26 protein-coding genes and 1 pseudogene are annotated in these 26,035 nt (G+C 64.7%); 21 read left to right on the forward strand and 6 right to left on the reverse strand.

What is annotated here, in order from left to right:
• Positions 1 to 200: 200 nt before the first annotated feature.
• From ubiU to V3596_RS01640, 6 genes are all read left to right on the forward strand, one after another.
• Complete coding sequence (gene ubiU, locus V3596_RS01615; RefSeq protein ID WP_334275841.1) at positions 201 to 1,220, forward strand: ubiquinone anaerobic biosynthesis protein UbiU; 1,020 nt, start codon at positions 201 to 203, stop codon at positions 1,218 to 1,220.
• 11 nt (positions 1,221 to 1,231) lie between these two features.
• Positions 1,232 to 2,167, forward strand: coding sequence for a U32 family peptidase (locus V3596_RS01620; RefSeq protein WP_334275842.1), 936 nt, complete (start codon positions 1,232 to 1,234; stop codon positions 2,165 to 2,167).
• Positions 2,160 to 2,606, forward strand: coding sequence for a ubiquinone anaerobic biosynthesis accessory factor UbiT (gene ubiT / locus V3596_RS01625; protein ID WP_334275843.1), 447 nt, complete (start codon positions 2,160 to 2,162; stop codon positions 2,604 to 2,606). Before V3596_RS01620 ends, ubiT begins: the two co-directional genes overlap by 8 nt.
• Before the next feature lie 29 nt (positions 2,607 to 2,635).
• The gene (locus V3596_RS01630; RefSeq protein ID WP_334275844.1) at positions 2,636 to 3,772 is read left to right on the forward strand and encodes a DUF1513 domain-containing protein; all 1,137 of its coding nucleotides are present in this window, start codon (positions 2,636 to 2,638) and stop codon (positions 3,770 to 3,772) included.
• 11 nt (positions 3,773 to 3,783) lie between these two features.
• A complete protein-coding gene (gene ipdC / locus V3596_RS01635) occupies positions 3,784 to 5,418 on the forward strand; it encodes an indolepyruvate/phenylpyruvate decarboxylase (RefSeq protein WP_334275846.1) in 1,635 nt (544 codons plus the stop codon).
• 115 nt (positions 5,419 to 5,533) lie between these two features.
• Positions 5,534 to 7,078 (forward strand): methyl-accepting chemotaxis protein, encoded by a 1,545-nt coding sequence (locus tag V3596_RS01640; RefSeq protein WP_334275847.1) that lies wholly within the window; start codon positions 5,534 to 5,536, stop codon positions 7,076 to 7,078.
• Positions 7,079 to 7,407: 329 nt separating this feature from the next.
• Here V3596_RS01640 and V3596_RS01645 read toward each other — a convergent pair whose 3' ends face one another.
• From V3596_RS01645 to V3596_RS01660, 4 genes are all read right to left on the reverse strand, one after another.
• Positions 7,408 to 8,130, reverse strand: coding sequence for an anaerobic ribonucleoside-triphosphate reductase activating protein (locus V3596_RS01645; protein ID WP_334275848.1), 723 nt, complete (start codon positions 8,128 to 8,130; stop codon positions 7,408 to 7,410).
• Between the two features lie 20 nt (positions 8,131 to 8,150).
• Positions 8,151 to 8,345, reverse strand: coding sequence for an anaerobic ribonucleoside-triphosphate reductase (gene nrdD, locus V3596_RS01650; RefSeq protein WP_334275849.1), 195 nt, complete (start codon positions 8,343 to 8,345; stop codon positions 8,151 to 8,153).
• 59 nt (positions 8,346 to 8,404) lie between these two features.
• Complete coding sequence (locus V3596_RS01655; protein WP_334275850.1) at positions 8,405 to 10,435, reverse strand: ribonucleoside triphosphate reductase; 2,031 nt, start codon at positions 10,433 to 10,435, stop codon at positions 8,405 to 8,407.
• A 665-nt stretch (positions 10,436 to 11,100) separates the two neighbouring features.
• A complete protein-coding gene (locus V3596_RS01660; RefSeq protein ID WP_334275851.1) occupies positions 11,101 to 11,493 on the reverse strand; it encodes a ribonucleotide reductase subunit alpha in 393 nt (130 codons plus the stop codon).
• Between the two features lie 166 nt (positions 11,494 to 11,659).
• On the opposite strand from V3596_RS01660, the gene V3596_RS01665 reads away from it, so the two are divergent.
• From V3596_RS01665 to V3596_RS01700, 8 genes and pseudogenes are all read left to right on the forward strand, one after another.
• The gene (locus tag V3596_RS01665; RefSeq protein ID WP_395385775.1) at positions 11,660 to 12,085 is read left to right on the forward strand and encodes a c-type cytochrome; all 426 of its coding nucleotides are present in this window, start codon (positions 11,660 to 11,662) and stop codon (positions 12,083 to 12,085) included.
• A 7-nt stretch (positions 12,086 to 12,092) separates the two neighbouring features.
• On the forward strand, positions 12,093 to 13,520 hold the full coding sequence (locus V3596_RS01670; protein WP_334275853.1) for a cbb3-type cytochrome c oxidase subunit I: 1,428 nt from the start codon (positions 12,093 to 12,095) through the stop codon (positions 13,518 to 13,520).
• Positions 13,517 to 14,323 carry a CbbQ/NirQ/NorQ/GpvN family protein gene (locus tag V3596_RS01675; protein ID WP_334275854.1) on the forward strand — a complete coding sequence of 269 codons (807 nt, stop codon included), beginning with the start codon at positions 13,517 to 13,519 and terminating at the stop codon, positions 14,321 to 14,323. Before V3596_RS01670 ends, V3596_RS01675 begins: the two co-directional genes overlap by 4 nt.
• A complete protein-coding gene (locus V3596_RS01680) occupies positions 14,316 to 15,305 on the forward strand; it encodes a 4Fe-4S binding protein (protein WP_334275855.1) in 990 nt (329 codons plus the stop codon). Before V3596_RS01675 ends, V3596_RS01680 begins: the two co-directional genes overlap by 8 nt.
• A gap of 1 nt (position 15,306) precedes the next feature.
• Positions 15,307 to 17,145, forward strand: coding sequence for a nitric oxide reductase activation protein NorD (locus V3596_RS01685; RefSeq protein WP_334275856.1), 1,839 nt, complete (start codon positions 15,307 to 15,309; stop codon positions 17,143 to 17,145).
• Positions 17,146 to 17,231: 86 nt separating this feature from the next.
• Positions 17,232 to 17,573 (forward strand): hypothetical protein, encoded by a 342-nt coding sequence (locus tag V3596_RS01690; RefSeq protein ID WP_334275857.1) that lies wholly within the window; start codon positions 17,232 to 17,234, stop codon positions 17,571 to 17,573.
• Between the two features lie 91 nt (positions 17,574 to 17,664).
• Positions 17,665 to 18,367, forward strand: a pseudogene (locus V3596_RS01695) (Crp/Fnr family transcriptional regulator).
• Positions 18,368 to 18,536: 169 nt separating this feature from the next.
• A complete protein-coding gene (locus tag V3596_RS01700) occupies positions 18,537 to 19,247 on the forward strand; it encodes a Crp/Fnr family transcriptional regulator (RefSeq protein ID WP_334275858.1) in 711 nt (236 codons plus the stop codon).
• Position 19,248: 1 nt separating this feature from the next.
• On the opposite strand, the gene V3596_RS01705 is transcribed toward V3596_RS01700, so the two are convergent.
• Positions 19,249 to 19,521, reverse strand: coding sequence for a hypothetical protein (locus V3596_RS01705; RefSeq protein ID WP_334275859.1), 273 nt, complete (start codon positions 19,519 to 19,521; stop codon positions 19,249 to 19,251).
• Between the two features lie 2 nt (positions 19,522 to 19,523).
• Between V3596_RS01705 and V3596_RS01710 the strand changes: the two genes are divergently transcribed.
• Positions 19,524 to 20,249, forward strand: a complete 726-nt coding sequence (locus tag V3596_RS01710; protein WP_334275860.1) for a TonB-dependent receptor — start codon at positions 19,524 to 19,526, stop codon at positions 20,247 to 20,249.
• An 18-nt stretch (positions 20,250 to 20,267) separates the two neighbouring features.
• Positions 20,268 to 20,672 carry a SirB2 family protein gene (locus V3596_RS01715; protein ID WP_334275861.1) on the forward strand — a complete coding sequence of 135 codons (405 nt, stop codon included), beginning with the start codon at positions 20,268 to 20,270 and terminating at the stop codon, positions 20,670 to 20,672.
• A 206-nt stretch (positions 20,673 to 20,878) separates the two neighbouring features.
• On the opposite strand, the gene V3596_RS01720 is transcribed toward V3596_RS01715, so the two are convergent.
• On the reverse strand, positions 20,879 to 21,298 hold the full coding sequence (locus V3596_RS01720) for a putative zinc-binding protein (RefSeq protein WP_334276472.1): 420 nt from the start codon (positions 21,296 to 21,298) through the stop codon (positions 20,879 to 20,881).
• Between the two features lie 127 nt (positions 21,299 to 21,425).
• On the opposite strand from V3596_RS01720, the gene V3596_RS01725 reads away from it, so the two are divergent.
• Genes V3596_RS01725 through V3596_RS01745 form a run of 5 tightly spaced genes read left to right on the forward strand, consistent with a single transcriptional unit; the run spans position 21,426 to position 26,035 of the window.
• Positions 21,426 to 21,710, forward strand: a complete 285-nt coding sequence (locus V3596_RS01725; protein WP_334275862.1) for a DUF2249 domain-containing protein — start codon at positions 21,426 to 21,428, stop codon at positions 21,708 to 21,710.
• A gap of 15 nt (positions 21,711 to 21,725) precedes the next feature.
• Entirely contained in the window at positions 21,726 to 22,919 is a 1,194-nt protein-coding gene (locus V3596_RS01730) for an NnrS family protein (protein WP_334275863.1), read from the forward strand.
• Between the two features lie 29 nt (positions 22,920 to 22,948).
• Positions 22,949 to 23,431, forward strand: a complete 483-nt coding sequence (locus V3596_RS01735; RefSeq protein WP_334275864.1) for an RrF2 family transcriptional regulator — start codon at positions 22,949 to 22,951, stop codon at positions 23,429 to 23,431.
• Positions 23,432 to 23,436: 5 nt separating this feature from the next.
• On the forward strand, positions 23,437 to 24,843 hold the full coding sequence (gene ccoG / locus V3596_RS01740; protein WP_334275865.1) for a cytochrome c oxidase accessory protein CcoG: 1,407 nt from the start codon (positions 23,437 to 23,439) through the stop codon (positions 24,841 to 24,843).
• Between the two features lie 4 nt (positions 24,844 to 24,847).
• Positions 24,848 to 26,035 carry an NnrS family protein gene (locus tag V3596_RS01745; protein ID WP_334275866.1) on the forward strand — a complete coding sequence of 396 codons (1,188 nt, stop codon included), beginning with the start codon at positions 24,848 to 24,850 and terminating at the stop codon, positions 26,033 to 26,035.

A 26,035-nucleotide genomic window follows, 5' to 3' on the forward strand; every position in this document is an offset into this window, starting at 1 on the left:
TTGAAGCAACGGGTAGTGCACGCTGGGCCGCAGTGCGGCAATCCACCGCAAGCCAACCCTCACCAGTCCAAAAAGATGGCCGCAGTCGTCAGGACCGATCAGTCACAGCGCCCCAAGGGCCTGCGTCTTTGCGTCAAGGCAAAACCATGCCATTGACTCAGTTCTAGATTACGACGCTTCGCTGGCCATCCACTGGGCTCATGTCAACTATCGAATCGGTTCCACACCTCGTTTGCCCGGCAGGGTCTCTGCGCGCCCTGAAGCTCGCTGTAGATGCCGGGGCAGATGCCGTTTACCTCGGGCTAAAGAACGCCACCAATGCCCGCAACTTTGCAGGCCTGAACTTTGATGATGCGCAGGTTCGCGAGGGCGTTGCGTATGCCCACGCCCGTGGCCGACAGGTGCTGATGGCACTTAACACCTACGCCGATGCGCGCGACGAAAGTCCCTGGAAGCAGGCGGTGGATGCTGCCGCCACGCTGGGTGCCGATGCCTTGATCGTGGCAGACACCGCTGTGATGGCGTACGCGCGGGACGAGCACCCGGGGCTGCGCTTGCATCTCTCCGTTCAAGCTTCAGCGACCAGCTACGAGGCCATTGAGTACTACCGCCAGCGCTACGGCATCCAACGCGCGGTGCTGCCGCGCGTGCTGACGCTGCAACAGGTGCAGCACGTCATACGCAACACGACGGTGGAAATCGAGGTCTTCGGCTTTGGCAGCCTGTGTGTCATGGTGGAAGGGCGCTGCGCCCTCTCCTCCTACGCGACCGGCCAGTCACCCAATACCGCGGGTGTGTGCTCACCACCCTCGGAAGTGCAGTGGCGTGATACAGCATCTGGTGTGGAGGCGCGTCTGGGCGGCGTGTTGATCGACCGCTATGGCCCGGAGGAAGGCCGCGCCTACCCGACCCTTTGCAAGGGGCGCTTCGATGTAGGCACTGCACTGAAGCACGATTACGCGCTCGAAGAGCCGACCAGTTTGAACACCCTGGCGCTCCTGCCACAACTTGCAGCCAGCGGCGTGAAGGCCATCAAGATCGAAGGTAGGCAGCGCAGCCCCAGCTATGTGGCCAGCGTGACGAGGGTCTGGCGTCAAGCCCTGGACAGCTTGGCCGAAGGCAACCGTTTTGTCGTGGCGCCGGCATGGCAAAGCGAACTTGCGCGCTGGGCCGAAGGCCAGCAGCACACCCTGGGCGCCTATGACCGGCCCTGGAGATGAAAGACCAGCACATGAAAACCACCCACCCGATCACACTCACGGTTGGTCCCCTGCAGTACTGGTGGCCACGCCAGCAACTGACGCAGTTCTACGCCGAGCTGGCTGAAGGCCCGGCCCAGACCATAGTGCTGGGCGAGGTGACCTGTTCGCGCCGCAATGAGTTCAGCTTCAACGATTGGCTGGCCCTGGGCCGCGACTTGCAGGCCTGCGGGAAGACCGTGCGCCTGGCAACCATGCCCCTGCTGATGAGCGAGGCCGAGTTGCGCACGCTGCGCCGCAGCGTAGAACAAGAGGAGTTCGAGATCGAGGCTGGCGATGCTGCAGCCTTGCAGGCATGGAGCCGACTCCCTATCACTCAGAGACGGCCACTGGTTCTGGGTCCGCACCTCAATATTTATAGCGCGAGCGCGCTGCAGGAGCATCTGACGGAGCACGGCATCAGCGCCTGGGTACCAGCCATGGAGCTCTCGCTGGACGCCATCGCTCGCATCAATCCGCCGGGACTCGGGCAGACAGTTCCGACCGAGGTTTTTGGCTTCGGCCGTATGCCCCTGGCGTTTTCAGCACGCTGTTTCACCGCGCGCCACCACCGACTGAGCAAGGACCAATGCGAGTTCCGATGTCGGGACGATGCCGATGGCCTGCTGCTGCGCACCGGCGAGGGGCAGCCATTTCTTGCACTCAACGGGATTGCGACACAGTCCGCGACGATGCAATGTCTGATCGCGCAAGGGCCAGAACTGCGCAACGCAGGCGTTACTCGCCTACGGCTCTCACCTTGCAGCCGGGGCTTTGCCGAGGTGCTGCAGCAGTTCGACGCGGTATTCAATCAAGGCGCTTGCGCCGCCGCCACCTTGGAGCAGCTGCAGGCGCTGCCACTGCCTGGCGCCCTGGTTCATGGATTCGCCCAACGTCAACCTGGCATGCTGGAGGTCGCCCATGTCTGAAACCTCTGCTGTGCGGCGTTTGCTGGCGACGGCACGCTCTCTGGTTCGGCGCCTGCCCGCGGAGCCCCCCTCCTTTCTGGCTGCGCGTGCGCTGGACCAGCTGCTATGGCCACGTCTGGACGCAGCACAACGCCAGGCCCTGCAGGGCCGTGTCGTCGAGCTGGAGTTGATCGAGCCAGGGCTGCGGCTGAGGCTCCGGCTCGGGCCACAAGGATTTCGAGTCGCACGGGCCAGGGACGGCACCACAGCGCTTACCTTGCGTGCACGCAGCGAGGCCATCTGGCGCCTGCTGCGAGGTCAGGAGGACGCAGACCGCCTTTTCTTCGAACGCGCCCTCGTGATGGAGGGCGACACTGAGTATGGGCTGATCCTCAAGAACACACTGGATGCGATCGGCCCCCTCATCAAGGACTGGCCGGCAAGCGGCCTGCACCAGTAATCAGGCGACAGATGCAAAGACGTGTTTTCATGAGCGCACTGACTGCGCTGAGCTCGACCCTTACCCCGGCTCAAAGCCGGGCTTCCAGCATCTCAGAGGCGTCATCCCAGGATCTGGCCCTGGCATGGCGCAGCGGCAGCGCCCTGAGCGACAGCCAGCCTGACGCAGGCAGTGCCGATCATGTGGGACTGGTCAGGCTGGACTGGCAAGCCAAGCAGATCAGCTTGCTGCGAGCCCTGCGCGTGCCAGGCCGTGCCCATGGCCTGGTGGCTGACCGCCGCGGCGGCTTCTACGCTGTGGCGACGCGGCCTGGCACCTGGCTCATTCATGTCGATGCGGACGCCAATCGTCCCCCGCGATTGCTGAACCCAATCAGTGACGAGTCCTCGTCGCGAACCCTGAACGGTCACCTGCTTCTCAGCGCTGACGGACGCTGGATCTACAGCACGGAGACTGATGCGCGTAGCGGTCTAGGCTGGATTGTCCGGCGCGACGCGCAAAGCCTGCGTTGCGAGGAGGCATGGCCCAGTCATGGCATGGACCCGCACCATCTGCTGCTGGATGAGACGGACGCCAGCCTGCTGGTAGCCAACGGAGGCATCCCGCGCGATGCGGCCGGACGCAAGCATTCACTGGACGTGATGGACCCAAGTCTGGTGCGGCTGAGTACCGAGGATGGGCGCCTGCTCGGCCGCTGGCAGCTGCCCGACAAGCGGCTGAGCCTGCGCCACATGGCCTGGTCGCGGGGCGGCGAACGCCGCCTGCTGGGCATCGGCTTGCAGGCCGAGCACGACAGCACCGAGGCGCGCCGCTCGGCGCCGCTGCTGGCGGTTTTCAATGGCCAGCAGCTCAGCCTGCCGAGTTGGGCTGCTGATGGTGCGGGCTATGCCGGAGACATCGCCGCTGGCCCAGGCGGCAGCTTTCTGCTCAGTGCACAGAAGGCCGGCCGCGGCTTGCTGTGGCATCCAGACGCACCGACCGATCTGCTTCGTTTGGCCGAATTGCGCGAAGTCTGCGCGCTGGTCAGCTGGTGCAGTCAAGCCGGCGAAACCGGCCTGCTGATGGCGGCGGCCTCTGGCATTGCGCGCTGGCAAGGCAGCGGCGCACGCATGCTGGCCTGGCCCGTTGCCATGGCACCCGACAACCATGCAGCGCTGATCCTGTGAGTGACAAACCGATGAGCACTGCGATGAACCTGACCCAGCAACTGCTGCTGGCCCTGAAGGCACGTGGCGCCACTGAGGTCTTCGGCATTCCCGGCGACTTCGCACTGCCACTGTTCGGCGCGATCGAGAAGGCCGCCATCCTGCCCCTTCACACGCTCTCGCACGAGCCAGGCCTGGGCTTTGCGGCAGACGCTGCAGCTCGAGTTGGCGGCGGGCTGGGCGTGGCTGCAGTCACTTATGGCGCCGGTGCGTTGAATATGATCAATCCCGTCGCCAGCGCTTACGCCGAGCGGGTGCCGCTGGTGGTGATATCGGGGGCGCCGGCCGCCCATGAGGCAGCCAGCGGCTTGCTGCTGCACCACCAGGTCAAGACCCTGGACTCGCAGTGGCGGCTTTTCGAGGAGGTGACAGTGGACCGAGCGCGGCTCGACGATCCCGCTACCGCTCCAGCCTTGATTGCACGGGTACTGGACAGCGCGCTCCACCGCTGCGGCCCGGTGTATCTGGAGATTCCGCGCGACTGCCCCGAGCGCGAATGCGGCCCGGTGCCGGAAGTGGCGCCGGTGCTCGTGGACCGCGAACGACTGGACGCCTGCGCTGACGAGTTGCTGGCGCGGCTGCGCCAGGCGTACCGACCGATGCTGCTGGTTGGTGTAGAAATTCGCCGCTTCGGCATCGAAGCTCAGGTGGCTGAACTGGCGCTCCGGCTGGAAATTCCCGTGGCCACCACGCTGATGGGCCGCGGCCTGCTGAACGGCTCGGGCTGCCGTCTGGCCGGCACCTATCTGGGCCTGGCCGGCGATGCGGCATTGACTGAGCAGGTCGAAAGCTCAGACGCGCTGGTGCTGCTGGGCGCTATCGTCAGTGATACCAATTTCGCAGTTTCAGCCAGACGCATCGACTTCCGCCATGCGATCCGGGTCTGGCAGGGTCAGGTCGAGATGGGTCACCATATCTACCCAGAAGTGCCGATCTCTGCACTGGTCGAAGCCCTGCTTCAGCGGCTCCCGACCCGAGCACCCAAGCCCGAGTCAACCCCGACGCCATTTGCCATTGCGCTGCCGGCGCCTGAGGAGCCGGTGACACCAGCGGCGATCGCCGCCGCTGCCAATGCGCTGATGCTCGCCCATGGGAGCATGCCTGTCGCCTGCGACGTGGGTGACTGCCTTTTCACGGCGCTGGACTTGCTGCCCACCGACCTGATCGCACCTGGCTACTACGCCACCATGGGATACGGTGTGCCCGCAGCGTTGGGCCTGCAGGTAGCTACCGGTCGACGCCCCCTGGTGCTGGTGGGCGACGGCGCCTTTCAGATGACGGGCTGGGAGCTGGGCAACGCGAGGCGCCTGCGCTGCGATCCCATCGTGCTGCTGCTCAACAACGCGAGCTGGGAGATGCTGCGCACCTTCCAGCCCGAGGGCGGGTACCACGACCGCGGCGACTGGAACTTCGCCTCGATGGCCTCCGGCATGGGAGGCACCGGCTACCGGGTCGAGACAGTGGGCCAGCTGCAAGAAGCCCTGTTCTGGGCCCAGGCACGGCGCGGGAGCTTCCAGCTGATCGATATCCGGCTGGCACCCGGTGTGCTTTCGCCTAAGTTGCAGCGCTTTGTGGCAGCAGTCAAACGTCTGTCGATGCCGACTTGAGCTCTTTCAAGGGACAGGTCTGGCTGGCCGTGGTCCAGCGCAAGCACACTCCCTATACGACCTAACGCGGCAAGAGAGCTGCGTCACCTGCCAGCCGCCTAACAGGGAGAAGCAGATGCCAACAGTTGAGAACTTGACGATCGGTGCCCGGCTGACGCTGGGTTTTTCTGCTGTGATCGCACTCCTGCTGCTGATCGCGGTCATGGGCAGTCTGGGTGCGCGAAGCATTGCGCAAAGTGGCAGCCATATCTACGAAGACCGCGCGGTGCCGCTGCAGCACCTGGCCCGGGTCAACTCGTTGATGTTGCAGAACCGCGTTTTGGTTGCCGAAATGATGGCAGAACCGGCCAGCTTGAGCGGGCTGGACTCGAGGCTGCGCGCGAACATTGAGCAGGTCGCAGCGGCCTGGAAGTCCTACGCCGCTTCGACCATGACCGCCCAGGAATCTACGATGGCAGACGCTTTCCTCGCGGTGCGGACTCGCTATGTGAAGGATGGGCTGCTGACGGTGCGTGACGCTGTGAGGGACAGGTCCATGGACATCGCTGCACGTACCTACAAGTCGGTGGTCGTGCCGATGGGCGCCGATGCCCAGCAGGGTGTCGACGGACTGATCAAGCTGCAGATCGACGAGGCGGCCAAGGAGTACACCGAATCCCGGCAGCAGGAGCGTCAGGTGTTGATGCTGAACATCGTGGGCACACTCGTCGCCATTGCGCTGGGCGCTTGGCTAGCCTGGCAAGTGAGTCGCTCCATCACTGGCCCGATTCGCCAGGCCCTGGGCTTGGCAGAGCAGGTCGCCGCCGGTGATCTGAGCGCCAGCATACGGGCCAGCGGCCGCAACGAGATGGCTCAATTGCTGCAAGCCTTGGGTCGCATGACCGAGAACCTGCGCGTCATCGTGAGCCAGGTGCGAGACAGCAGCGAGAGCATCAGCACCGGATCCAGCGAGATCGCGACAGGCAACGCCGACCTCAGCGCTCGCACCGAGAGTCAGGCCAGCAATCTGCAGCAGACCGCTGCGACGATGGAGGAACTCTCCAGCACCGTGCGCAACAACGCACAGACAGCCGCCCAGGCACAGCAACTGGCTGGCGGAGCCAGCCAAGCCGCGAACCGTGGCGGCGAGGTGATGAACGAGCTCGTGAGCAGCATGCACGCGATCTCAGTGTCGTCGAACAAGATCGTCGAGATTATCGGTGTCATTGACAGCATCGCCTTCCAGACCAATATCCTGGCGCTGAACGCAGCGGTGGAGGCTGCGCGCGCCGGCGAACAGGGCCGCGGCTTTGCCGTGGTGGCCGGCGAAGTCCGCAGCCTGGCTCAACGCAGCGCCGAGGCGGCCCGCGAGATCAAGAGTCTGATCGGCAATAGTCAGCGCCAGGTCGAGGACGGCAACCGGCTCGCCGAGCATGCCGGCGGCGCTATGCAGAACATCGTGGCCGAGGTTCAGCGGGTCAGCACGTTGATCAGTGAGATCGCCAGCGCCAGCAGCGAGCAGTCGCGCGGCATAAGCCAGGTCGGCGAAGCAGTTGGCCAGCTTGATCAGGTAACACAGCAGAACGCAGCGCTGGTGGAGCAAAGCGCTGCCGCAGCCGAAAGCCTTCGCAACCAGGCGCAGCAACTGACTGAGCTTGTCGCGAGCTTCAAGCTGCGTTGATTCAGCAGCCCACAGCTCCACACCATTACACGCGGCTCTTCGGTCTGTGCGATGCAACACATGCTGCACTGATCAGTAGGCGCTTCTTGAGCGAGCATCGATGCTGCCGAACACGAGCGGCCATCTGATCTACCGGCTTCGGCTTGCTGGAGCCTGTAGCGCCCGTCAACAGCAAAGGCGGCAAGATGGCGACGGCTCGGACGAACGGAGAATTTTCGTCGTCCGCTGACTGTGCAAATTGGGCACGCGGAGAAGGGAATTGATGTGTGCAGCAGCAAGGCGGAGTGAACGCGAGGCCACCACAAATGGTGGGCATAAACCCCGCGCGCTCACGCCACCGCCGCTGGTCGCAAGACCAGACTGGGAACGTGCACCTTGAGCAGATCCAGCAGCCACGACAGCCTGTCGAAGCTTGACGTCAGATGTTGGGCCGGCTGCCAATGCTGTGTCGCCCGGGCTTCCTGCAGCACCCAGTGCTTCACGCCCCGGGCGGCCAACTGGGTTCCGGTCCTCAGCAGCTGAGGTTCATCGATCCACTCTGGGTGATAGGTCGTGCGGCACTCATAGCTGAGGCCTGTGCGGTGATGCGCTTCCACAATCAGGTCCAGGCACTGCAGCACGGGCCGATGGGCGCCTTTGGCCCCCGTCACCCGGCTGTAGCTGCCTTGGGCATCGAGCGAAGCCTTCAGGTCCAGCCCGACCCAATCGAGCAAGGGCAGGATCTGCTTCAGCTTGGCCGGATAGATGCCAGCAGTATGCAGTCCTGTCGCGAAACCCAGATTGCGCACCTGCTCAAGCGCGCTCGCTAGGCTCCTATCGATCAGAGGTTCTCCACCGCTGAACACGACGCCGTCGAGCAGGCCCCGACGACGTTTCAACCATGCCAACAGTGTGCCGCCATCAAGCTTGGCTGCCGATCGCTGCTGCAAGTCCTCGTTGTGGCAGTACGTGCAGCGCCAGGGGCACCCCTGCACGAACACCACAGCAGCCAGATGTCCCGGCCAATCCGACGTGCTGAACGGCGTCAGCCCGCCTACGCAAAGATCCTTCATCTGGCTGCCCTTCCCTGTGCTCAGCGTCCCGCAGGCACACGCGACTCCTCGAAGTGCAGCCGCTCGCGAAACTCACCCTGCTTTCCTGTGTTGAAGGAACTGACCGGGCGGTGATATCCCATAACCCGCGTCCATACCTCGCAGCGCTGCCGCTCCTCATCGCGCAACAGCGGAGACTGGACTTGATTGAAGGACTGGTTCTGTTGTCGTTGCATGGTGCTTGGCCTCCTTGGGCCTGGTTGTGGAGAGTAGAGATCGGGGAATGTGAGGTTCTTCAGGCGCAGGCAGCTTCGCTGCAGGCCAGCAACTCACCGTCGCATCTGGGGCAAAACTCGTGATGCCCGCTCAGATAGCCATGCTTGGGGCAGATCGAAAAAGTTGGCGTGACAGTGATGTAGGGCAGGCGGAAGCTCGACAAGGACCGGCGCACCAGTTCGCGGCAGGCCGCGCTGCTTGACACCGCCTCGTTCATGTACAGGTGCAGCACGGTGCCTCCCGTGTACTTGCGCTGCAACTCGTCCTGGCGCTCCAGCGCCTCGAAGGGATCATCGGTAAAGCCCACCGGCAGTTGCGAGCTGTTCGTGTAGTAGGGCTGCTCTGGTGTTCCCGCCTGCAGGATTCCTGGGAAGCGCTTGCGGTCTTCCTTCGCGAAGCGGTAAGTCGTTCCTTCCGCCGGCGTTGCCTCCAGGTTGTAGAGATGCCCGGTCTGTTCCTGGAACTCCACCATGCGCGCACGGACATGGTCCAGCAAACGCACCGCCATGGCATGGCCGGCTGGCGTCGTGATGTTCTCCCGGTCCGCGCTGAAGTTGCGGAGCATCTCGTTGACGCCGTTGACTCCCAGCGTCGAAAAGTGGTTGCGCAGAGTTCCCAGGTAGCGCCTCGTGTAGGGGAACAATCCCTCATCGATCAGACGTTGGATCACCTTGCGCTTGATCTCCAAACTGTCGCGCCCTAGTTCCAGTAGGCGATCCAGTGCGGCCAGCAGTCCAGACTCATCACCGGCGTGCAGATGGCCCAGGCGCGCGCAGTTGACAGTCACCACCCCCAGGGATCCGGTCTGCTCGGCAGAGCCGAAAAGGCCATTGCCCCGTTTGAGCAACTCGCGCAGGTCGAGCTGAAGCCGGCAACACATCGAGCGCACCATATTCGGCTGCAGCTCGGAGTTCAGGAAGTTCTGGAAATACGGCAATCCGTAGCGCGCCGTCATCTCGAAAAGAGCCTGCGAGTTGGGACTGTCCCAATCGAAGTCCCGGGTGATGTTGTAGGTGGGGATCGGAAAAGTAAAGGCGCGCCCCTTGGCATCCCCGGCCATCATCACGTCGATGTAAGCACGGTTGATCAGGTCCATCTCGGCCTGTAGATCGCCGTAGCAAAACGGCATCTCCCGCCCGCCGATCATCGGCACCTGCTCTCGCAGGTCGTCCGGACAAGTCCAGTCGAAGGTCAGATTGGTGAACGGCGTCTGCGTGCCCCACCGCGAAGGGACGTTGAGGTTGTAGATCAGCTCCTGCATCGCCTGGCGGACCTGCGCGTAGCCCAGAGCATCCTTGCGCACATAGGGCGCCAGATAGGTGTCGAAGCTGGAGAAGGCCTGTGCGCCCGCCCACTCGTTTTGCAAGGTGCCGAGGAAATTGACGATCTGCCCGACCGCGCTGCTCAGATGTTGGGGCGGGCCGGCTTCAACTTTTCCGGGAACACCGTTCAGCCCCTCGTTTAGCAGCGTACGCAAGGACCAGCCGGCGCAGTAGCCACTCAGCATGTCGAGGTCATGGATGTGGATGTCGGCCTCCCGGTGGGCCTGGCCGATCTCAGGCGGGTAGACCTGGTCCAGCCAGTAATTGGCCACAACCTTTCCGGATACGTTCAGAATCAGCCCGCCCAGGCTCCACCCCTGGTTGGCATTGGCCTTGATGCGCCAATCCTGCTGACCCAGGTACTCGTCCATCGTCGCCTGCACATCGACCAGGGTCTGCCGAGCCTTGCGCAGGCTGCGGTGCTGTTCCCGGTAGACGGCATAGGCGCGAAGTGTCCGGCGGTACCCGGCGTCGAACAGCGCCGCCTCAACCAGATCCTGCACCGCCTCGACAGACGGCCTGCAGATCTGCTGTGCGGCAAGCGAAGGCAAGACCTGCTCGTAGGTGAGGCGCCGCGCGCCGCCAGCGTCGAGTTCATCGCAAGCAGCACCCGCCCGGACAAGAGCCTGAACGATCTTCTCGGGATCGAACGCCAGCTCACGCCCATTGCGCTTGCTGATCAAGGAAGGCAGTCCAGGCAATGAATCGGTCTGAGCAGGGATTTTCATGGACATGTTGTGTCTGCCGCTGCGGCGGCGTCTGGGCAAAGAAGGGTAGGTCTCTGATGCGCGCACATGGCACTTCTCTTCAGCGGCAAGCCGAATGAAACACACACATTTAGTGTTTCGATTCGATGTCGGACACTATATGTAGTGCCAGGAGGCGAATACCGAAAGACTGCTCAGAGTTTGCGCCGGCGCAAACCCGGTGCGCTGCCAGCTGAAAACACCGATGCGGGAGACGACATTGCGCGAGCATCGTTCTGAACTGACCCAGGACAAGTCCCACATCAAGGCCAGAAGTGCTCCACGACATATGGCGTTAGGGCATGACGGGTTGTTCGAGGCTCGGCTGCGTTCAACAGGCCGGCATGCAAGCCGCTCGACGCGCTCGCTGAATAGCGCAGACCTCAGCGCAGGAGTCGCCTATCACCGCGTCGTGCAGGGTGACCCGACCGGTGGCTGAAACGCGGAATTCGGCCAGTACCGCGGGCGCGACTGCGCTGCAGCGGGAACACCTGGCCGACACAGGGCAGCCCCCCTGAGGCCCCTCTGGCGGTGTAGCGTCTCAGCCAACGCCGAGTCGTAGCGCCAAGCAGACCATGCCGAAGGAGACGCCCGAAAACGCCTGCTTGCCCCAAGGCCCTGGGGCGCAGCGGCTCAAGTCGGCCGCATCAGCGAAGCATCACTGCCTGCCCTTCGCGATTGAAGACGGCCAAACTTTGCACTTGCCCGACACGGACCGACTCAACCAGTTTGCGCAGCGCCGTGTCGACTTCACGCGCCTCGGCTGCGGCAGCAATTGCCCCAGCAAAAACCAGCACCCAGGCTTGCGCCATGGTGTCAGCTTCGCCGGCCAGAGATGCAAAGTCGGACAGCTCCGTCACGCACTTGTCGACGCACATCAGAGGAGTAATCTCGCCGCCGGCTCCCTGCTCGAAGGCTGCGCGCTCGGCTTGGCTGGCCTCCTCGCCAAGGCTTGCGCCAACAAAAACCATCAGCAGACGCTGAGGCTCCGCTTGCTGGCGAGCAGCCAGCAAGAGTTCATCAAATGAGGAAATGTTCATGCAGATCAGTGTACGAGGGAGCAGTCCCCGAGCGCAGTTCTGCAGCGTAGCCGCCACGCAGGGGATCCCAAGCGACGCAAAACTTGGATTTCTTATACAGCTTCAAGGAAATTCCCGAGCGTTTCCCTAGGCTGTCGGCATCCCAATCTATCCCCGGAGGATGACCATGAGCCGAGGCTTCACCAGCCAGATGGCGCGCAATATTTTCTACGGTGGCACGGCATTCTTCGTGTTGCTGTTTGCCGTGTTGATCTTCGACACCGAGCAACGCATCCCGGCGCGCTCGAAGTCGGGCGACATCACCCCGGCCGTCGTGCGCGGCAAACACATCTGGGAAACCCGCAACTGCATCGGTTGCCACACGCTGCTGGGCGAAGGGGCGTATTTCGCCCCCGAACTGGGCAATGTCTACACGCGCCGCGGCCCGGACTTCATCAAGGCATGGATGAAGGCCCAACCCACCCAGGCACCAGGCCGGCGCCAGATGCCCCAGTTCCATCTGACGGATGCCCAGCTTGACGACATGGTCGAGTTCCTGAAATGGACCAACGGCGTGGACACCGAGAAGTGGCCGCCCAATATCGAGGGGTAAGCACGAAATGAAAACCGCTACGCTCAAATTCAAGTCGCAGTCCGTCGCTCGCCTGTATTTCATCGGCGCGATCGGGTTGTTCATCGGTCAGATCGTGTTTGGCATCACGCTGGGCCTGCAATACCTGATCGGCGATCTGTTCTTCCCCTACATCCCCTTCAACATCGCCCGCATGGTGCACACGAACCTGCTGATCGTGTGGCTGCTGATGGGCTTCATGGGCTCGGCCTACTACCTGGTGCCAGAGGAGGCCGAGACCGAGCTTTACAGCCCCAAACTGGCGATCGCGCTGTTCTGGATCTTCCTGGCCGCTGGCGCAGCCACCATCCTGGGTTATCTGCTGGTGCCCTACGCCACCCTGGCGCAAGCCACCGGCAATGACATCCTCGCCACCATGGGCCGCGAGTTCCTCGAACAGCCGCTACCTACCAAGCTAGGCATCGTGGTGGTGGCGTTGGCCTTCCTGTTCAACATCAGCATGACGGTGCTCAAAGGCCGCAAGACTGCGATCACCCTGGTGCTGCTGATGGGCTTGTGGGGCCTGGCGTTGATGTTCCTGTTCAGCTTCGTCAACCCCAGCAATCTGGTGCGCGACAAGATGTACTGGTGGTTCGTCGTTCACCTCTGGGTGGAAGGCACCTGGGAGCTGATCATGGGCGCGCTGCTGGCCTTCGTGCTGGTGAAGACCACCGGCGTGGACCGCGAGGTGATCGACAAGTGGCTGTATCTGATCATCACGATGGCCCTGGTCACCGGCATCCTGGGCACTGGCCATCACTTCTTCTTCATCGGCCTGCCGGGCTACTGGCAGTGGGTGGGCAGCGTGTTCAGCGCGATGGAGCCCATACCCTTCTTCATGATGACCTTGTTCGCCTTCAACATGGTGCAGCGTCGCAAGCGCGAACATCCCAACCAGGCAGCAGTGCTGTGGGCAGTGGGCTGTGCGGTGATGGGCTTCCTGGGCGCGGGCCTGTGGGGCTTCATCCACACGCTGAGCCCGGTGAACTACTACACCCACGGCAGCCAGATTACAGCGGCACACGGCCACCTGGCTTTCTACGGCGCCTATGTGCTGGTCGTGATCGCAGTGATCAGCTATGCCATGCCCATCCTGCGCGGTCGCGAGGCCAATTCCAAGCGCGCCCAGGCCTGGGAAATGTGGAGTTTCTGGATCATGAGCATCGGCATGGCCGTGATGGTGCTGGCACTGACCGGCGCCGGCATCCTGCAGGTCTGGCTGCAACGCATCCCCACCGAAGGCGCAATGGGCTTCATGGCCACGCAAGACCAACTGCGTTTCTTCTATTGGGTGCGGGTCGCCGGCGGCGTGATGTTCCTGGCCGGACTGCTGACCTATCTGGCCGCCTTCTTCGTTGGCCCTGGCCGCGATGAGGACGAGCGGATTGCCGGCAACGCAGCGCTGAGGACGGCATGAACATGCTGGCCCAGGCCTGCGAGACGGCACCGTTCTACGCGGCCCAGGGCCGCGAGTGCGAACTGTTCGCGCAGGCCCATGCGGCGCGGCTGCCACTGCTGATCAAGGGCCCGACCGGCTGCGGCAAGACGCGGCTGGTCGAGCACATGGCGGCGCGGCTGAACCGTCCGCTGATCACAGTCAGCTGCCACGACGACCTCAGCGCCGCCGATCTGGTGGGCCGCCACCTGATCGCCGGCGGCGACACACGCTGGTGCGATGGCCCGCTGACCCGGGCGGTGCGCGAAGGCGCGATCTGCTATCTGGACGAGGTCGTGGAAGCGCGCAAGGACACCACCGTGGTGCTGCACCCGCTGGCCGACGACCGTCGTGTCCTGCCCATCGAGCGGACCGGCGAGCAGATCGCCGCCGCGCCAGGTTTCATGCTGGTGATCAGCTACAACCCTGGCTACCAGAACCTGCTCAAAGGCTTGAAGCCCAGCACGCGCCAGCGCTTCGTGGCGCTCGCGCTGGACTACCCGACGCCCGAGATCGAGGCCCGCATCGTGCAGGCCGAGAGCGGCTGCACGGCTGACATGGCCGCGCAGCTGGTATGGCTGGCGCAGGCGCTGCGCCGCCTAACCGACCACGATCTGGAAGAAAGCGCCAGCACCCGGTTGCTGGTCATGGCTGCTCGCCTGGCAGTGGCAGGCCTGCCGCTGGCTGATGCGGTGCAGGCCGCGGTGATCGCCGCTCTGAGCGACGACGGCGAGACCGTGGCCGCCCTGGCCGAGGTGGCGGCCGCGGTGCTCGGCCATGCCTGATCCGGCCCGCGCTGCCCTGTTCCAGCGCAACGACGCGCTGCCACTGGCGCGTCTGCAGCGCCAGCGGCGCCTCGCGCAGGCGGCCTTCTTCGCCTTGTTCCTCCTGGCACCGGCGCTGAACCTGCTGCGCTTCGATCTCACCGAGACACAGCTCTGGGTGTTGGGCCTGCGCTGGAGTCTGGGGATCGACGCGCTGGCGCAGCATCAAGTCACGCCCACCGAGGCCGCGCTGGCGCTGATCATGCGCGGCATCCTTCCAGCGCTTGCGCTGGTGGGCGGCTTTCTCTATGTCGCCTGGCGCTGGGGCCGGCTCTACTGCGGCTGGCTGTGCCCGCATTTCTCGCTGGTGGAAGGCTTGAACGCGCTGCTGCACAAGGCCAGCGGCCGCTTCAGCCTGTGGGACCGGCAGCGCACGCTGCGCCCGGGCGAGGCGCCCGATGCGCGCTGGTGGCCGCTGTTCTTCATCAGCTGCGCCTTCTTCGGCTTCCTGTGGTCGATCACGCTGCTCACCTATCTGCTGCCGCCGGTGCGGGTCTGGAGTCATCTGCTGAGCGCCTCGCTGACGCCGGCCGAGGCCCGCTTCATCCTGATCGCTGGCGGCGTCTTCACTGCCGAGCTGCTGTTGGCGCGACATCTGTTCTGCCGCTTCGGCTGCGCGGTCGGCCTGTTCCAGAGTTTGGCCTGGATGGCCAACCCCAAGGCCTTGGTGGTGGCATTCGACCGCCGCCGCGCGCGCGACTGCCGCGGCTGCGAGACCGAGCAGGCCCCGCAAGGCAGCGCCTGCGACGTGGCCTGCCCGATGCGCTTGAACCCGCGCAACATCAAACGCATGATGTTCTCCTGCGTGCAGTGCGGCCAATGCGTGACCGAGTGCGAAAGCTCGCATGCCGCGCGGCCCACGCCAGGCGTCAACCTGGAATGGAAAGTCGGCCTGGAGGCAGTGCGCGAGACGCTGCGCCAACGCCGCGAGGAGCAGCGCTGAGATGGAAGAGTGGATCGGCGAACGCTGGCATCGCTTCATCACGCGCGTGGCTGACTCCAGCCATGCGCAGGCCGCCGTCACGCTGGCCGAGGTCGAGCGAAGCGCCGGCCTGCTGTTCCGCGCCGCTGGCGGGCCGCCGGGGGTGCGCCTGGTGCCGGCCGGTGCAGCCCGCAGCGGTGGCACACGCGACTGGCTGCAACGCCTGGCCGGCAGCGGACTGCGCGCGGAGCGCCCGCAGCTCGATGCCGACACGCTGGCCCTGCCGCCGCGCATTGCCGTGCACGCCGAGCTGCAGCTCAACCGCGATCTGTATCTTTGGCTGGCCGCACTGGCCGCCGCCTACCAGCCCAGCCACGGCTGGATCGCCGACAACCTGGCCGCCAGCGCGCGTGCGTTGCAGCGCTGTCCCGGCCTGCGTCCGCGCTGGGAGCGCCTGCGACATGCCGAACTGGCACTACGGCCAGCGCCGCGCAGCGGCCGGCCGCTGGACGCCGCCGAAGCCGCAGTTCATGCGGCACTGCGCGACGGAGATCAAGCGCCGCCGGAAGCTGCCCGTGCCGACCCAGTCAACGTGGCGCCAGTCTGGATGTGGCTGGAGGCCGTGAACACACCGGCCGCAGCAAGCGCTGGCAAGCGCAGCGATAGCCAGGCCTCGCAGCGCGCAACGGCGGCTGCCAACGGTGGTGCCACCCGCAGACGCAGCCGACAGGCAGATCCCGACGCGCAGCTGCGCGCGCCACTGCTGCTGGCTTCCAAGCTGGAATCCATCATGACCTGGAGCGAGCGTGCCTCGCTGGACCGCGGCGAGGACGACGAGGACGACGGCAATGCCAGCCGCGCCGCCGACGACATGGAGCGCCTGACCCTCAGCCGCAAGGGCCAGACTGGCGCCTCGCGCATCAAGTTCGACCTCGACCTGCCCAGCGCCGCACAGGACGATGTGCCCTTGGGTGCACCGCTGGCGCTGCCCGAATGGGACTGGAAGCGCAAGCGACTGCTGCCCGCGTACTGCGCCGTGCACACCTTGCAGGCGCGCCCTGGCACCCTGTTCGAGCCGCCGCCGGCCTTGCGCGCGACCGCCCGGCGCATGCGGCGCCGCCTCGAGGTGCTGCGCGCCGCACCGCAATGGCAGCGCGGCTGCACCGACGGCGAGGCGCTGGACCTGGATGCGTGGGTGCGCCACGCCTGCGGCAGCCAGGGCGACCGCCGCGGCGCCGAGCCGGCGGTGTTCGCGCGCCGTGCCCGCGGCGAACGCCAGCTGGCCAGCCTGCTGCTGGCCGATCTGTCGCTGTCCACTGACGCCTACTGCAGCAACGAGCAGCGCGTGATCGATGTGATCCGCGAAGCGCTCTATGTGTTCGGCGAGGCGCTGGACGGCTGCGGCGATGCCTTCGAGATGCTGGGCTTCTCTTCGGTACGGCGCAGCCATGTGCGATTGCAGCTGCTCAAGGCCTTCGACGAGCGCTGGAGCGCGGCGGCGCAGGCCCGCGTGGGCGCCATCAAGCCCGGCTATTACACACGCATGGGCGCCGCCCTGCGCGCTGCTACCGAGCGCCTGGCGCAGCGCCCAGAGCGCCAGCGCCTGCTGCTGATCCTGACCGACGGCAAGCCCAACGACCTGGACGTCTACGAAGGTCGCTGGGGCATCGAGGACACGCGTCACGCCGTGGCGCAGGCACGTGAGGCCGGGCTCACGCCTTTCTGCCTGAGCATCGACGAAGAGGCACATGCCTACCTGCCGCACTTGTTCGGCCGCCAAGGCTGGGCCCAGGTGCGCCAGCCCACCCAGCTGCCACAGCGGCTGACGGCGCTCTACGCCCAATTGGCGCGCCAGGGCTGAACCGGCGTCGCGAGACTCTCCACCCTGCTCACACATTTGGCACGGTGGAGCGCCCCTGCGACAAGAGAACGGAAGGACGTCCATCCATGCGCTCGATGTTCAGCGGCGGAGACATGCGCCTCACCCCCGCCGATGTGGACGCGCCTGACGAACCCCTGCCCTGTCCGAAGACTGCTGTGATGGGTGTGCAGCACGTGATCGAGAGGTTCAGCGACACCCGCCATGCCGACTCGGACACCCGCGCCAATCCAGGCCGGGCGCTGGGCGGCATCGGCACCGCCACCTTCGGCACCATCCTGCGGTGGGTCTTGCTCGGCCGAGACGTATTGCGGCCGAAGCAAGCGCCAGGTGCGCGGAATTCCCTCTCCTCCCCAGGAGATTCATGCTCCACACCATATCAGGGGCAGCCTGAACTGCTGCACCCTTGATCGGCTTCGGACTTAACCGGAGTCAAGGCAGCACAGACGCAAGATCGACACAATCGCAGCAGGCCGTCCCCTGGGCGGTGGAGCCTTTCCAATGGACGCCCGCAGCTTTGACCTTCCTCGCTATCTCTCGGTACTGCCGCTGTTCATCGATCTGTCGCCTACGGAGTTGGAGCGCTTGTCCGGCGGTTGCCGGCTCTTGCGGGTGGCGCGCGGCGAAACCATCTTCCGCGTCGGCGAGCCTTGCGAGGAGTTCCATGTCACGGTGACGGGGCAAGTCAAGCTCTATGCGATCTCACCCGCCGGGCAGGAGAAGGTGATCGAATTGGTCGCTCCCGGCCACAGCTTCGCCGAAGCGCTGATGTTCACCGGCAAGCCCTACATCATCAATGCACAGGCCCTGACCGACACTGCTGCTGAGTGTCAGCAAGCAGGCCGTGCTGACCGAGATTGCGCACGACCCGCGCTTCGCGCTGCGTATGCTGGCCGGCATCTCCAGGCGCCTCCACGGCCTGGTGCATGACGTTGAGGCCTACGCGCTGCACAGCGGCGTGCAACGCGTCATCGGCTACCTGCTTCGTGACCAACAGGCTGAGGATTGCGTCAGCGGCGAGGTGATAACGGTTTCACTACCTGTCAGCAAGGCCACGCTGGCCTCGCGCCTGAGCCTGACGCCGGAATACTTCTCCCGAGTGCTGCACGAACTGGAGGCCGCACGCCTGATCGAGATCGACAAGCGCGACATCCGCATTCTCGATGTGCAAGGCCTGTCACACTACCCTGCACGTCCTGTATAGCTGCCGTGACGCTGAGCCTGCGGCCCGGCTTCGTTCGAACGGACGAGGGTAGATCCTGTCGACATAGTTCTCTCGAACTAGTCGCCGCTCAGGCTTGATGCTAGTCAAACTCGCTGGCGCCGCTGGCCGAAGAATCGCGCTCTCAAGAAGTTTCCCGGGAGAGCGCACCATGACAACCACTTTCGATCTCGTCCGCTATCTTTCCGTGCTGCCGCTGTTCAGCGAGTTGCCGGCGCAGGACCGTGAGCGCATCGCCCGTGACGGCTGCAGCCTACAGCGCCTGGAACGCGGCGAAATGCTGTTCGCGGCCGGCGACCGCTGTGACGCCTTCCATCTGGTCGTCACCGGCCACCTGAAGGTCTACTCGGTGGCTGACAACGGCGCAGAAAAGGTGTTTGAGCTGGCCGGTCCGGGACAGCCCATCGCCGAGCTGTGCGTCTTCAATGAGCACAGCCACGGCTTGAATGTGCAGGCGCTGACGCCTGCCCTGCTGGTGCGTGTGCCCAAGACCGCCGTCACCGCGCTGGTACTGAAGCATCCAGCCTTTGCACTGCGGATGCTGGCCGGGGCTTCGCAGCGCATGCAGGGGCTGTTGCGGGACGTGGAATCCTATTGCCTGCACAGCGGGCTGCGACGCGTGGTGGGCTATTTGCTTGATCAAGCGGACGAAGTCCCCTCGAAATGCAGCAGCGGCAGGCCGCTGACGGTTTCCCTGCCAGTGAGCAAGGCGGCCATCGCGGCCCGCCTTTCGCTGACGCCAGAGTATTTTTCCCGGGTGCTGCGTGAGCTGGATGAGGCGGGCCTTATCCGGGTGGACAAGCGCGACATCCACATCCCGGACACACGCCGGCTGGCGCATTACTCGCAGGCTGAGGCTTGAATCAAGGCTCCAGCAACAGCCATCGCCGGGTGTCGAGGCGCTGCTGCCTTTGACCCTCACCGAAGACCAAAACCCGCACACCATCCGGCGTGAACTGCAGTCGCGCCGACAGCGCATCGGCTGCTGGCACCCTGGCGATAAGCCGGCGTGCGTCCAGATGAATCAACACGGCATCCGCTCCCTGCTGCGCCACCAGCCAGGGTTGCCCTTCGACCAGCTGCGCAGCGCTCAGCGGCAGGTCCAGCGGTGTGCGTCGGCACCCAGCTGAGCCCACGCTTGTATGCCGTCTGGCGCGCTGCGCCCGGCTGGACGCTCAAAGGTGGCTACAGCACAGGATTCAAGCCCCCGACACTCAAGCAGATCACGCCCGGTTTCACTGAGGACGAAGGTCCCTACACCTATGTCTCCAACCCCGCGTTGCGCCCCGAGAGCAATCGCTCGGCCGAGCTGGGCCTGGCCTGGGACAGTCGCGACGCTGGCGTGCAGGCCATGCTGTTCGACAACCGCGTGGAGGACTTGGTTCTTTCCACGCTGATCGGCAGCGCCGGCACGCGCCAGACCCTGCGCTTTGACAATGTTGAGCATGCCCGCCTGCGCGGGCTGGAGCTCGGCGTGCGCCACAGTCTGGGCACAGGCTTCGCGTTGCAGCTGAACTACCAGTATCTTGACGCGCGCGACGGCGCCGGGCTGCGGCTGGAGAAGCGCCCTCGCCACAGCCTGGGCGCCAGCCTCGACTGGGTGCATGGCGCCTGGCGTGCCAGCCTGCGCGCCGACCATTCGGCCGGCATGGTCTTGACCACGGGTGTCACCGGACAAGCGCCGCAGCGGGTGCCGGACATCACAGTAGCCGCCTTCAGCGTCGGCTATGCGATGAGCCCCAAACTCGACCTGGACTTCGGCGCCAGCAATCTGGGTAACCTTGACCTGGCCCAACGTTCCGCGCTCTACACCTGGAGTGAGGCGCCTCGCACCTGGCGCTTGGCGCTGCGCGGGCGCTTCTGATGCTGAGATGATCGGATCATGAGCCCGACCCTGCTGGACCATTACATGACGCTCCGCAACAGTCATATCGGGCTGGTCAGCGCCAGCGGTGCGCTGTTTGCCGCTCGCGGCTTGGGCGTGCTGGCTGGCGCAACTTGGCCGATGGCTGCCTGGGTGCGGCGCCTGAGCGTGGCCATCGACGTGTTGCTTCTCGCAGCTGGCCTCACTCTCTGGACGATGCTGGGACTGAACCCGGCGCGAGAGCACTGGCTAGGCACCAAGCTGGTCCTGCTGCTGCTCTATATCGTGCTGGGCTCGCTTGCGCTCAAACGTGGCCGTACGCGCAGGCACAAGGCACTGTTCTTCGTACTGGCGCTGGTTTTGTTCGGCTTCATGGTCACGGTCGCGCTCAAGCACAGCCCAGCGGGCCTGCTGGCAGCTTAGGGCAACGCTGAAAAAGTCCCTCGCGCACTGCGCATCCCTGCTTTGGGCGATCTGCTGCGTTGCAAATTCTCGCCGTAGCCGCAAGCTACGTCTGCGGTTCGTGCCTTGCAGCTCATCCCGAACCAGGGCGCGCCCTATCGCGGGGACTTGTTCAGCGTCGCCTTAGAGCACCGCTGTGGCTCTGCACCTGAAGTCAGCGCCCAGGCTCAGACCGCGCTTTGACTGCTTCGATCAGAGCAAGGCGCTGGCGCAACAAGCGACACAGCGATGTCAGCTACCCTCTGAAACAGTTGGTCCGCTTGCCCGGCATCGAAATCTGCGTGGTAGTGCTTGCGCACACCCATTTCATGCAGGCGCAAATGCTGGCTCGGTGTCAGTCCTTGCGCGCCGAGACAGGCGCGGGTGCAGGCCAGCACACACCCGTCCAGCGCCAGAATCTTCCTGCCGGATTCGGCCGCTTCGCGCGCCTTTCGGACCAAGTTCGGCACGCCGCCGCCGACCCCGGCAATGCAGGACATCTCCGCCAGCCCGGCGCGGTCCAGGCGCACCGCCAAGTGATTCGCGAGTTGCGCGGCATCTGAACATCCAGAGCAGCTGTAGACCAGCGGAATGACAGAAGTCTTCATTCCCGCATGCTCCACTGCGCGGGCGAGCATGGGCTTGAACCAGATCAAAAGCTGCATATAAAAAGTTGCATTTACCGGTCAAGCACCCCACAATAGCTTCATCTTACATACACCTTTAGAGTGAAGCATGAACACAGCCCAGATGCCCCACGGGATGCCCCTGATCGATGTGCGCCTGATCGCACCCCGCGAACGCCACGCCCGCATCTTCGCGACCTTCGAACAGCTGCCGGTGGGTGGCTGGATCGATTTGCTGAGCGACCATGAGCCGCTGCCGCTTAAGGCACAGTTTCAGGCGCAATGGACCGGGCAGTTCGACTGGGAGGTGATGCAAGCCGGACCTCTCGAATGGCGCACCCGAATCGGCCGTCGCCCGCAGGCAAAAACCTGCTGCGGCAGTTGCGGCGGCTGAGCACTGGACCCCGCCATGAACAGCCTCTTCATTCCCTTGCAGGAGCCTCGCCCCAGTGCGCAGGGCGGTATCGCGCTGTGGCAACTGGGTTTTCGGCCTTTTTATCTGCTGGCGGCCACGCTAGCACTGCTGACGGTGCCGCTGTGGGCGCTGCAATTTTCCGGACTTCTAGACCGCGCCTGGCTGCGCGGCGCCGTGTGGCACGGACACGAGATGGTGTTCGGCTACGCGCTTGCCGTGATCATCGGCTTTCTGTTCACTGCCGGGCGCAACTGGTCGGGGCAGCCCACGCCCACCGGGCGTCCGCTGATGGCGCTTGCCGCGTTGTGGATTGCCGCGCGCGTCCTGGTTCTGACGCCGTATGCCGAGGCAGCGGCACTGCTCAACGTGGCCGTGCCGTGGCTCGCGGCCTGGGGCTTGTGGCGCGCGCTGCGCGCTGGTGGCAACCGGCGCAACTATTTCTTTGTCGCTCTCCTGCTGATGATGGGCGCGGCCAGTGGTGCGCTGCACCTGAGCTTGCTGGGCTGGTTGCCGACGGCGCCGGGATCGTTCCTGCCACTGGCGCTGGACATCGTGCTCTTCATGGTGGCGGTGATGGCTGGCCGGGTGGTGCCGATGTTCTCCAACAACGGAGTGCCGGGCATGCAGGCGCAGCGTGAGCCGCTGGTCGAGAAAGCGGCCTTGGGCAGCGTGCTGCTGCTGATGCTGCTGGACGGTCTTGGCATCGATGGCGTTCCTCTGTGTATCGTCCTGCCGCTGGCGTTCGGCGCCCATCTGCTGCGCTGGTGGCTGTGGCAACCGTGGAAGAGCCTGCGCAACCCGCTGGTATGGGTGTTGCATGCCGCGTATCTGTGGCTACCGATCCATCTGGCGCTACGTACCGCCGCCAGCCTAGGCTGGATCGTTGCCGGCCCCGCCACACATGCTCTGACGGTCGGCGTGATCGGCCTGATAACGCTCGGCATGATCACCCGCACTGCATTGGGTCATACCGGCCGGCCGCTCAAGGCTGGGCCTTTCGAGCAGGCAGCATTTCTGGCGATGTTGGGAGCCGCCCTGGTGCGCGTGTTCTTGCCATTGGCCATCCCTTCAGCGCTGATGCTAAGCGTGCAGATGTCGGCTGCGCTATGGAGCTTGGCCTTCGCCTTGTACCTGTGGCGGTATACACCGATACTGCTGCGCCCGCGTGCCGATGGACTGCCGGGATAGCCACTGGTCCAGCAAGCAAGGAAATCGCGATGCGACTGACTACGATGACTGACTATGCGCTGCGCCTGCTGATCTACCTGGGACAGCATCCTGAGCGCCTGTGCACAACCGCCGAGGTGGCGCAAGCCTATGGCATCTCAGAGGCGCACCTGACCAAGATCACCCACCAACTGGGGCTGGGCGGCTGGATCAACACAGTGCGAGGCAAAGGTGGCGGAATGAAGCTCGCGTTGCCGCCCGAGGACATCATGCTCGGAGAACTGGTTCGTGCCGTGGAGCCTGATTTCTACTTGGTCGAGTGCCTGGGCCAGAACAACGCCTGCGCCATTACCGGCGCCTGCGCGCTGACCGGCGTATTCAACGACGCGCTGGCTGCCTTTCTTGAACAACTTGACCGACACAGCTTGGCTGACATGCTGCGACCTCGGCGCGCGGCTGCAACGCGCGGCAAGGTGATCGCACTACCGAAGAATGGGCAGCGTGCCACGCCCAAGCGCAGTCTAGAAGCCTGATCTCCATGCCTCCTGATTCCGCCTCGGCCGCCCGCCAGGTCAGCTCTCTCTACGCCGCCGAGGCCAAGGTCTACCCGCGCTCGGTCAGTGGACGTTTCACCAATTGGCGCTGGGCCATGGTCTGGATCACCCAGCTGTTCTTCTATGGCATGCCCTGGCTGCAGTGGAACGGCCGCCAAGCCTTGCTTTTCGATCTGGAAGCACAGCGCTTCTACGTGCTCGGCCTGGTGCTGTATCCACAGGACTTCATCTTCCTTGCTGCACTGCTGGTGCTCAGTGCGCTGGCGCTGTTCTTCTTCACCGCGCTTGCCGGCCGGCTGTGGTGCGGCTACAGCTGCCCACAGACTGCGTATACCGAGCTGTTCCTGTGGATCGAACGCCATACCGAAGGCGATCGCCAAGCCCGCATCAAGCTCGATGCTGCCCCCTGGAGCGCAGCCAAGCTGGTCCGCAAGAGCGCCAAACATGGTGCCTGGATCGGATTGGCGCTAGTCACCGGTTTCAGCTTCGTCGGCTATTTCACGCCAATCCGAACGCTGGCATCAAGCCTGCCCACCCTCGGCCCCTGGGAGCTGTTCTGGGTGCTGTTCTACGCTGGCGCAACCTACGGCAATGCCGGCTGGCTGCGTGAGCAGATGTGCAAGTACATCTGCCCTTACGCGCGTTTCCAGAGCGCGCTGATCGACGCCGACTCGCTGATCATCAGCTACGACGCCCGGCGCGGAGAACCGCGCGGCGCCCGCTCCAAGAAGAGTGCCGAGTTGCTCGCACAGGGCACGGGCGACTGCATCGACTGCACGCTCTGTGTGCAAGTCTGCCCGACCGGCATCGACATCCGCAAGGGGCTGCAGAATGAATGCATCGGCTGTGCCGCTTGCATTGACGTGTGTGACCAGGTGATGGACAAGATCAGCGCGCCGCGCGGCCTGATTCGCTACGCCACAGAAAACGGCGTGGCCGGCGGCTGGACACGAGCACAGATGATGCGCAGGGCGCTGCGGCCGCGCGTGCTGATCTACGGCTCAGCACTCGCGGCCATGCTGATGGCTTTCGGCTGGACTCTGACGCACCGGCAGGACCTGGTGATCGATGTGATCAAGGACCGAAACACGCTGGCACGCCAGGTAGGCGACGGCGAAACTGAAAACGTCTACCGACTGCAACTGATCAACCGCACGGAGCGGCCGCTGCGCCTCACACTGAGCGCCAGCGGCCTTCCGGGTCTGCAGTTGCAGACAGTCGGCACGGTGACAGTGCCTCCGGCAGCCATTGTGGCGCTGCCGGTGCAGTTGCGCCTGCCTCACAGCCCGGCGCTGGCGTCGGGTGCTCACGAAGTGCGGCTGCAAGCCCGTAACCAAGAGCAACTCAACACCACGTTCGAAGCCAAGGCGAGCTTCTACCTGCCGCACTAGCACCATGCGTGCGGATCCTCTGATCGCACCACACCGTCCGCTCTTTCTAGTCGGCGGCCTTTTGTGGGTAAGCAGTACGGTATGGTGGATGGTGCAGCTATGGGAGCCGACCTCTACGCCACTGGACGTCACGATCTTGCACGGCTTGCTGATGGGTTTGAGCTTCATGCCCTGCTTCATCGCCGGCTTTTGCTTCACGACGGTACCGCGTTGGCTGGGCTTGCCCCCGGTGGACGCACGCCGACTGAGCGCCAGCGTCACGGCACTCCTGCTGGGCTGGCTGCTGGTGCTGGCGGCGGCTGGCCCGCTGGCGAGCATGACGCTGCTGACCTGGGGGCTCGCGTTGGCAGCCCTGGGCTTGGCCGGACTCTCCGGCCAACTGCTGGGCCTGTGTCGCCGGGGCGCAGCTGGTGATGCTCATCATGCCTATGCCGTGACGTCCGGCCTGGCCGTGTGCGCCCTGGCCTTGGCACTGGCAGCGGCCGGCGCAGCGCTGATGCAGCCACTGTTGATTCGCCAGGCTGCGCGCCTGGGCCTGTGGTTCGGTGTCGCCACGGTGTTTGCCGTCGCCTTGCAACGACTGAGTCCCTTCCTGCACCAGCAGGGCAAGCGCGCACCGTGGCTGTTGATACTACTGCTGCTGGGAACTTGGCTCCGCGGTGGGCTGGATCTGGCAGCGCCCTGGCTCGCCGCGCCGCCGGCGTGGATGACCATGCCAGCGGCACTGGCCTGCATGGGCCTCGCGGCTGTGCTGCTGAAGGCAAGCCTGCGTCGAGAGCTGGCTGCTGCACTAAGGACACCGCTGCTGGCCCAGTTGCATCTGGGAATCCTGTGGCTGGCCCTGAGCTTCGCACTGGAAGCCGCGGCGCTGCTGCTGACCAGCTTTGGCCAGGCCGGTCGGCTGGGACTGCTGCCACTGCACGCGCTGAGCCTGGGCTTCATGGGAACCACGCTGCTGGCTATGGTCAGCCGGGTCAGCGCCGTCCAGCACGGCCGAAGCATTGCGGTGGATGCGCTGCTGTGGGCCCTGCAGTGCCTGCTGCAGGCCTCGACGCTCGCCCGCATGCTCGGGGCCATGGCCCCCGAGATGCTGGGGCCAGCGGCCGGCGGATTCGCGCTGCTCGCGGTGGGATGGACCCTACGCTACGGCCCCTGGCTGCTGCGCGGCCGAACGAAACCAGCAAAGGACTGA

Origin of the sequence: Roseateles microcysteis (assembly GCF_036880965.1) — a bacterium.
Taxonomy (GTDB): domain Bacteria; phylum Pseudomonadota; class Gammaproteobacteria; order Burkholderiales; family Burkholderiaceae_C; genus JAUASW01.

Bases quoted from the DNA above. Each gene is read 5' to 3' on its own strand.
- V3596_RS01655 (WP_334275850.1), bottom strand. From the start codon at position 10,435: ATGAAAATCCCTGCTCAGACCGATTCATTGCCTGGACTGCCTTCCTTG.
- V3596_RS01640 (WP_334275847.1), top strand. From the start codon at position 5,534: ATGCCAACAGTTGAGAACTTGACGATCGGTGCCCGGCTGACGCTGGGT.
- V3596_RS01680 (WP_334275855.1), top strand. From the start codon at position 14,316: ATGCCTGATCCGGCCCGCGCTGCCCTGTTCCAGCGCAACGACGCGCTG.
- ccoG (WP_334275865.1), top strand. From the start codon at position 23,437: ATGCCTCCTGATTCCGCCTCGGCCGCCCGCCAGGTCAGCTCTCTCTAC.
- ipdC (WP_334275846.1), top strand. From the start codon at position 3,784: ATGAGCACTGCGATGAACCTGACCCAGCAACTGCTGCTGGCCCTGAAG.
- V3596_RS01690 (WP_334275857.1), top strand. From the start codon at position 17,232: ATGCGCTCGATGTTCAGCGGCGGAGACATGCGCCTCACCCCCGCCGAT.
- V3596_RS01630 (WP_334275844.1), top strand. From the start codon at position 2,636: ATGAGCGCACTGACTGCGCTGAGCTCGACCCTTACCCCGGCTCAAAGC.
- V3596_RS01685 (WP_334275856.1), top strand. From the start codon at position 15,307: ATGGAAGAGTGGATCGGCGAACGCTGGCATCGCTTCATCACGCGCGTG.
- V3596_RS01620 (WP_334275842.1), top strand. From the start codon at position 1,232: ATGAAAACCACCCACCCGATCACACTCACGGTTGGTCCCCTGCAGTAC.
- V3596_RS01660 (WP_334275851.1), bottom strand. From the start codon at position 11,493: ATGAACATTTCCTCATTTGATGAACTCTTGCTGGCTGCTCGCCAGCAA.
- V3596_RS01675 (WP_334275854.1), top strand. From the start codon at position 13,517: ATGAACATGCTGGCCCAGGCCTGCGAGACGGCACCGTTCTACGCGGCC.
- ubiT (WP_334275843.1), top strand. From the start codon at position 2,160: ATGTCTGAAACCTCTGCTGTGCGGCGTTTGCTGGCGACGGCACGCTCT.
- V3596_RS01735 (WP_334275864.1), top strand. From the start codon at position 22,949: ATGCGACTGACTACGATGACTGACTATGCGCTGCGCCTGCTGATCTAC.
- V3596_RS01720 (WP_334276472.1), bottom strand. From the start codon at position 21,298: ATGAAGACTTCTGTCATTCCGCTGGTCTACAGCTGCTCTGGATGTTCA.
- V3596_RS01730 (WP_334275863.1), top strand. From the start codon at position 21,726: ATGAACAGCCTCTTCATTCCCTTGCAGGAGCCTCGCCCCAGTGCGCAG.
- V3596_RS01745 (WP_334275866.1), top strand. From the start codon at position 24,848: ATGCGTGCGGATCCTCTGATCGCACCACACCGTCCGCTCTTTCTAGTC.
- V3596_RS01645 (WP_334275848.1), bottom strand. From the start codon at position 8,130: ATGAAGGATCTTTGCGTAGGCGGGCTGACGCCGTTCAGCACGTCGGAT.
- nrdD (WP_334275849.1), bottom strand. From the start codon at position 8,345: ATGCAACGACAACAGAACCAGTCCTTCAATCAAGTCCAGTCTCCGCTG.
- V3596_RS01670 (WP_334275853.1), top strand. From the start codon at position 12,093: ATGAAAACCGCTACGCTCAAATTCAAGTCGCAGTCCGTCGCTCGCCTG.
- V3596_RS01715 (WP_334275861.1), top strand. From the start codon at position 20,268: ATGAGCCCGACCCTGCTGGACCATTACATGACGCTCCGCAACAGTCAT.
- V3596_RS01665 (WP_395385775.1), top strand. From the start codon at position 11,660: ATGAGCCGAGGCTTCACCAGCCAGATGGCGCGCAATATTTTCTACGGT.
- V3596_RS01725 (WP_334275862.1), top strand. From the start codon at position 21,426: ATGAACACAGCCCAGATGCCCCACGGGATGCCCCTGATCGATGTGCGC.
- V3596_RS01700 (WP_334275858.1), top strand. From the start codon at position 18,537: ATGACAACCACTTTCGATCTCGTCCGCTATCTTTCCGTGCTGCCGCTG.
- ubiU (WP_334275841.1), top strand. From the start codon at position 201: ATGTCAACTATCGAATCGGTTCCACACCTCGTTTGCCCGGCAGGGTCT.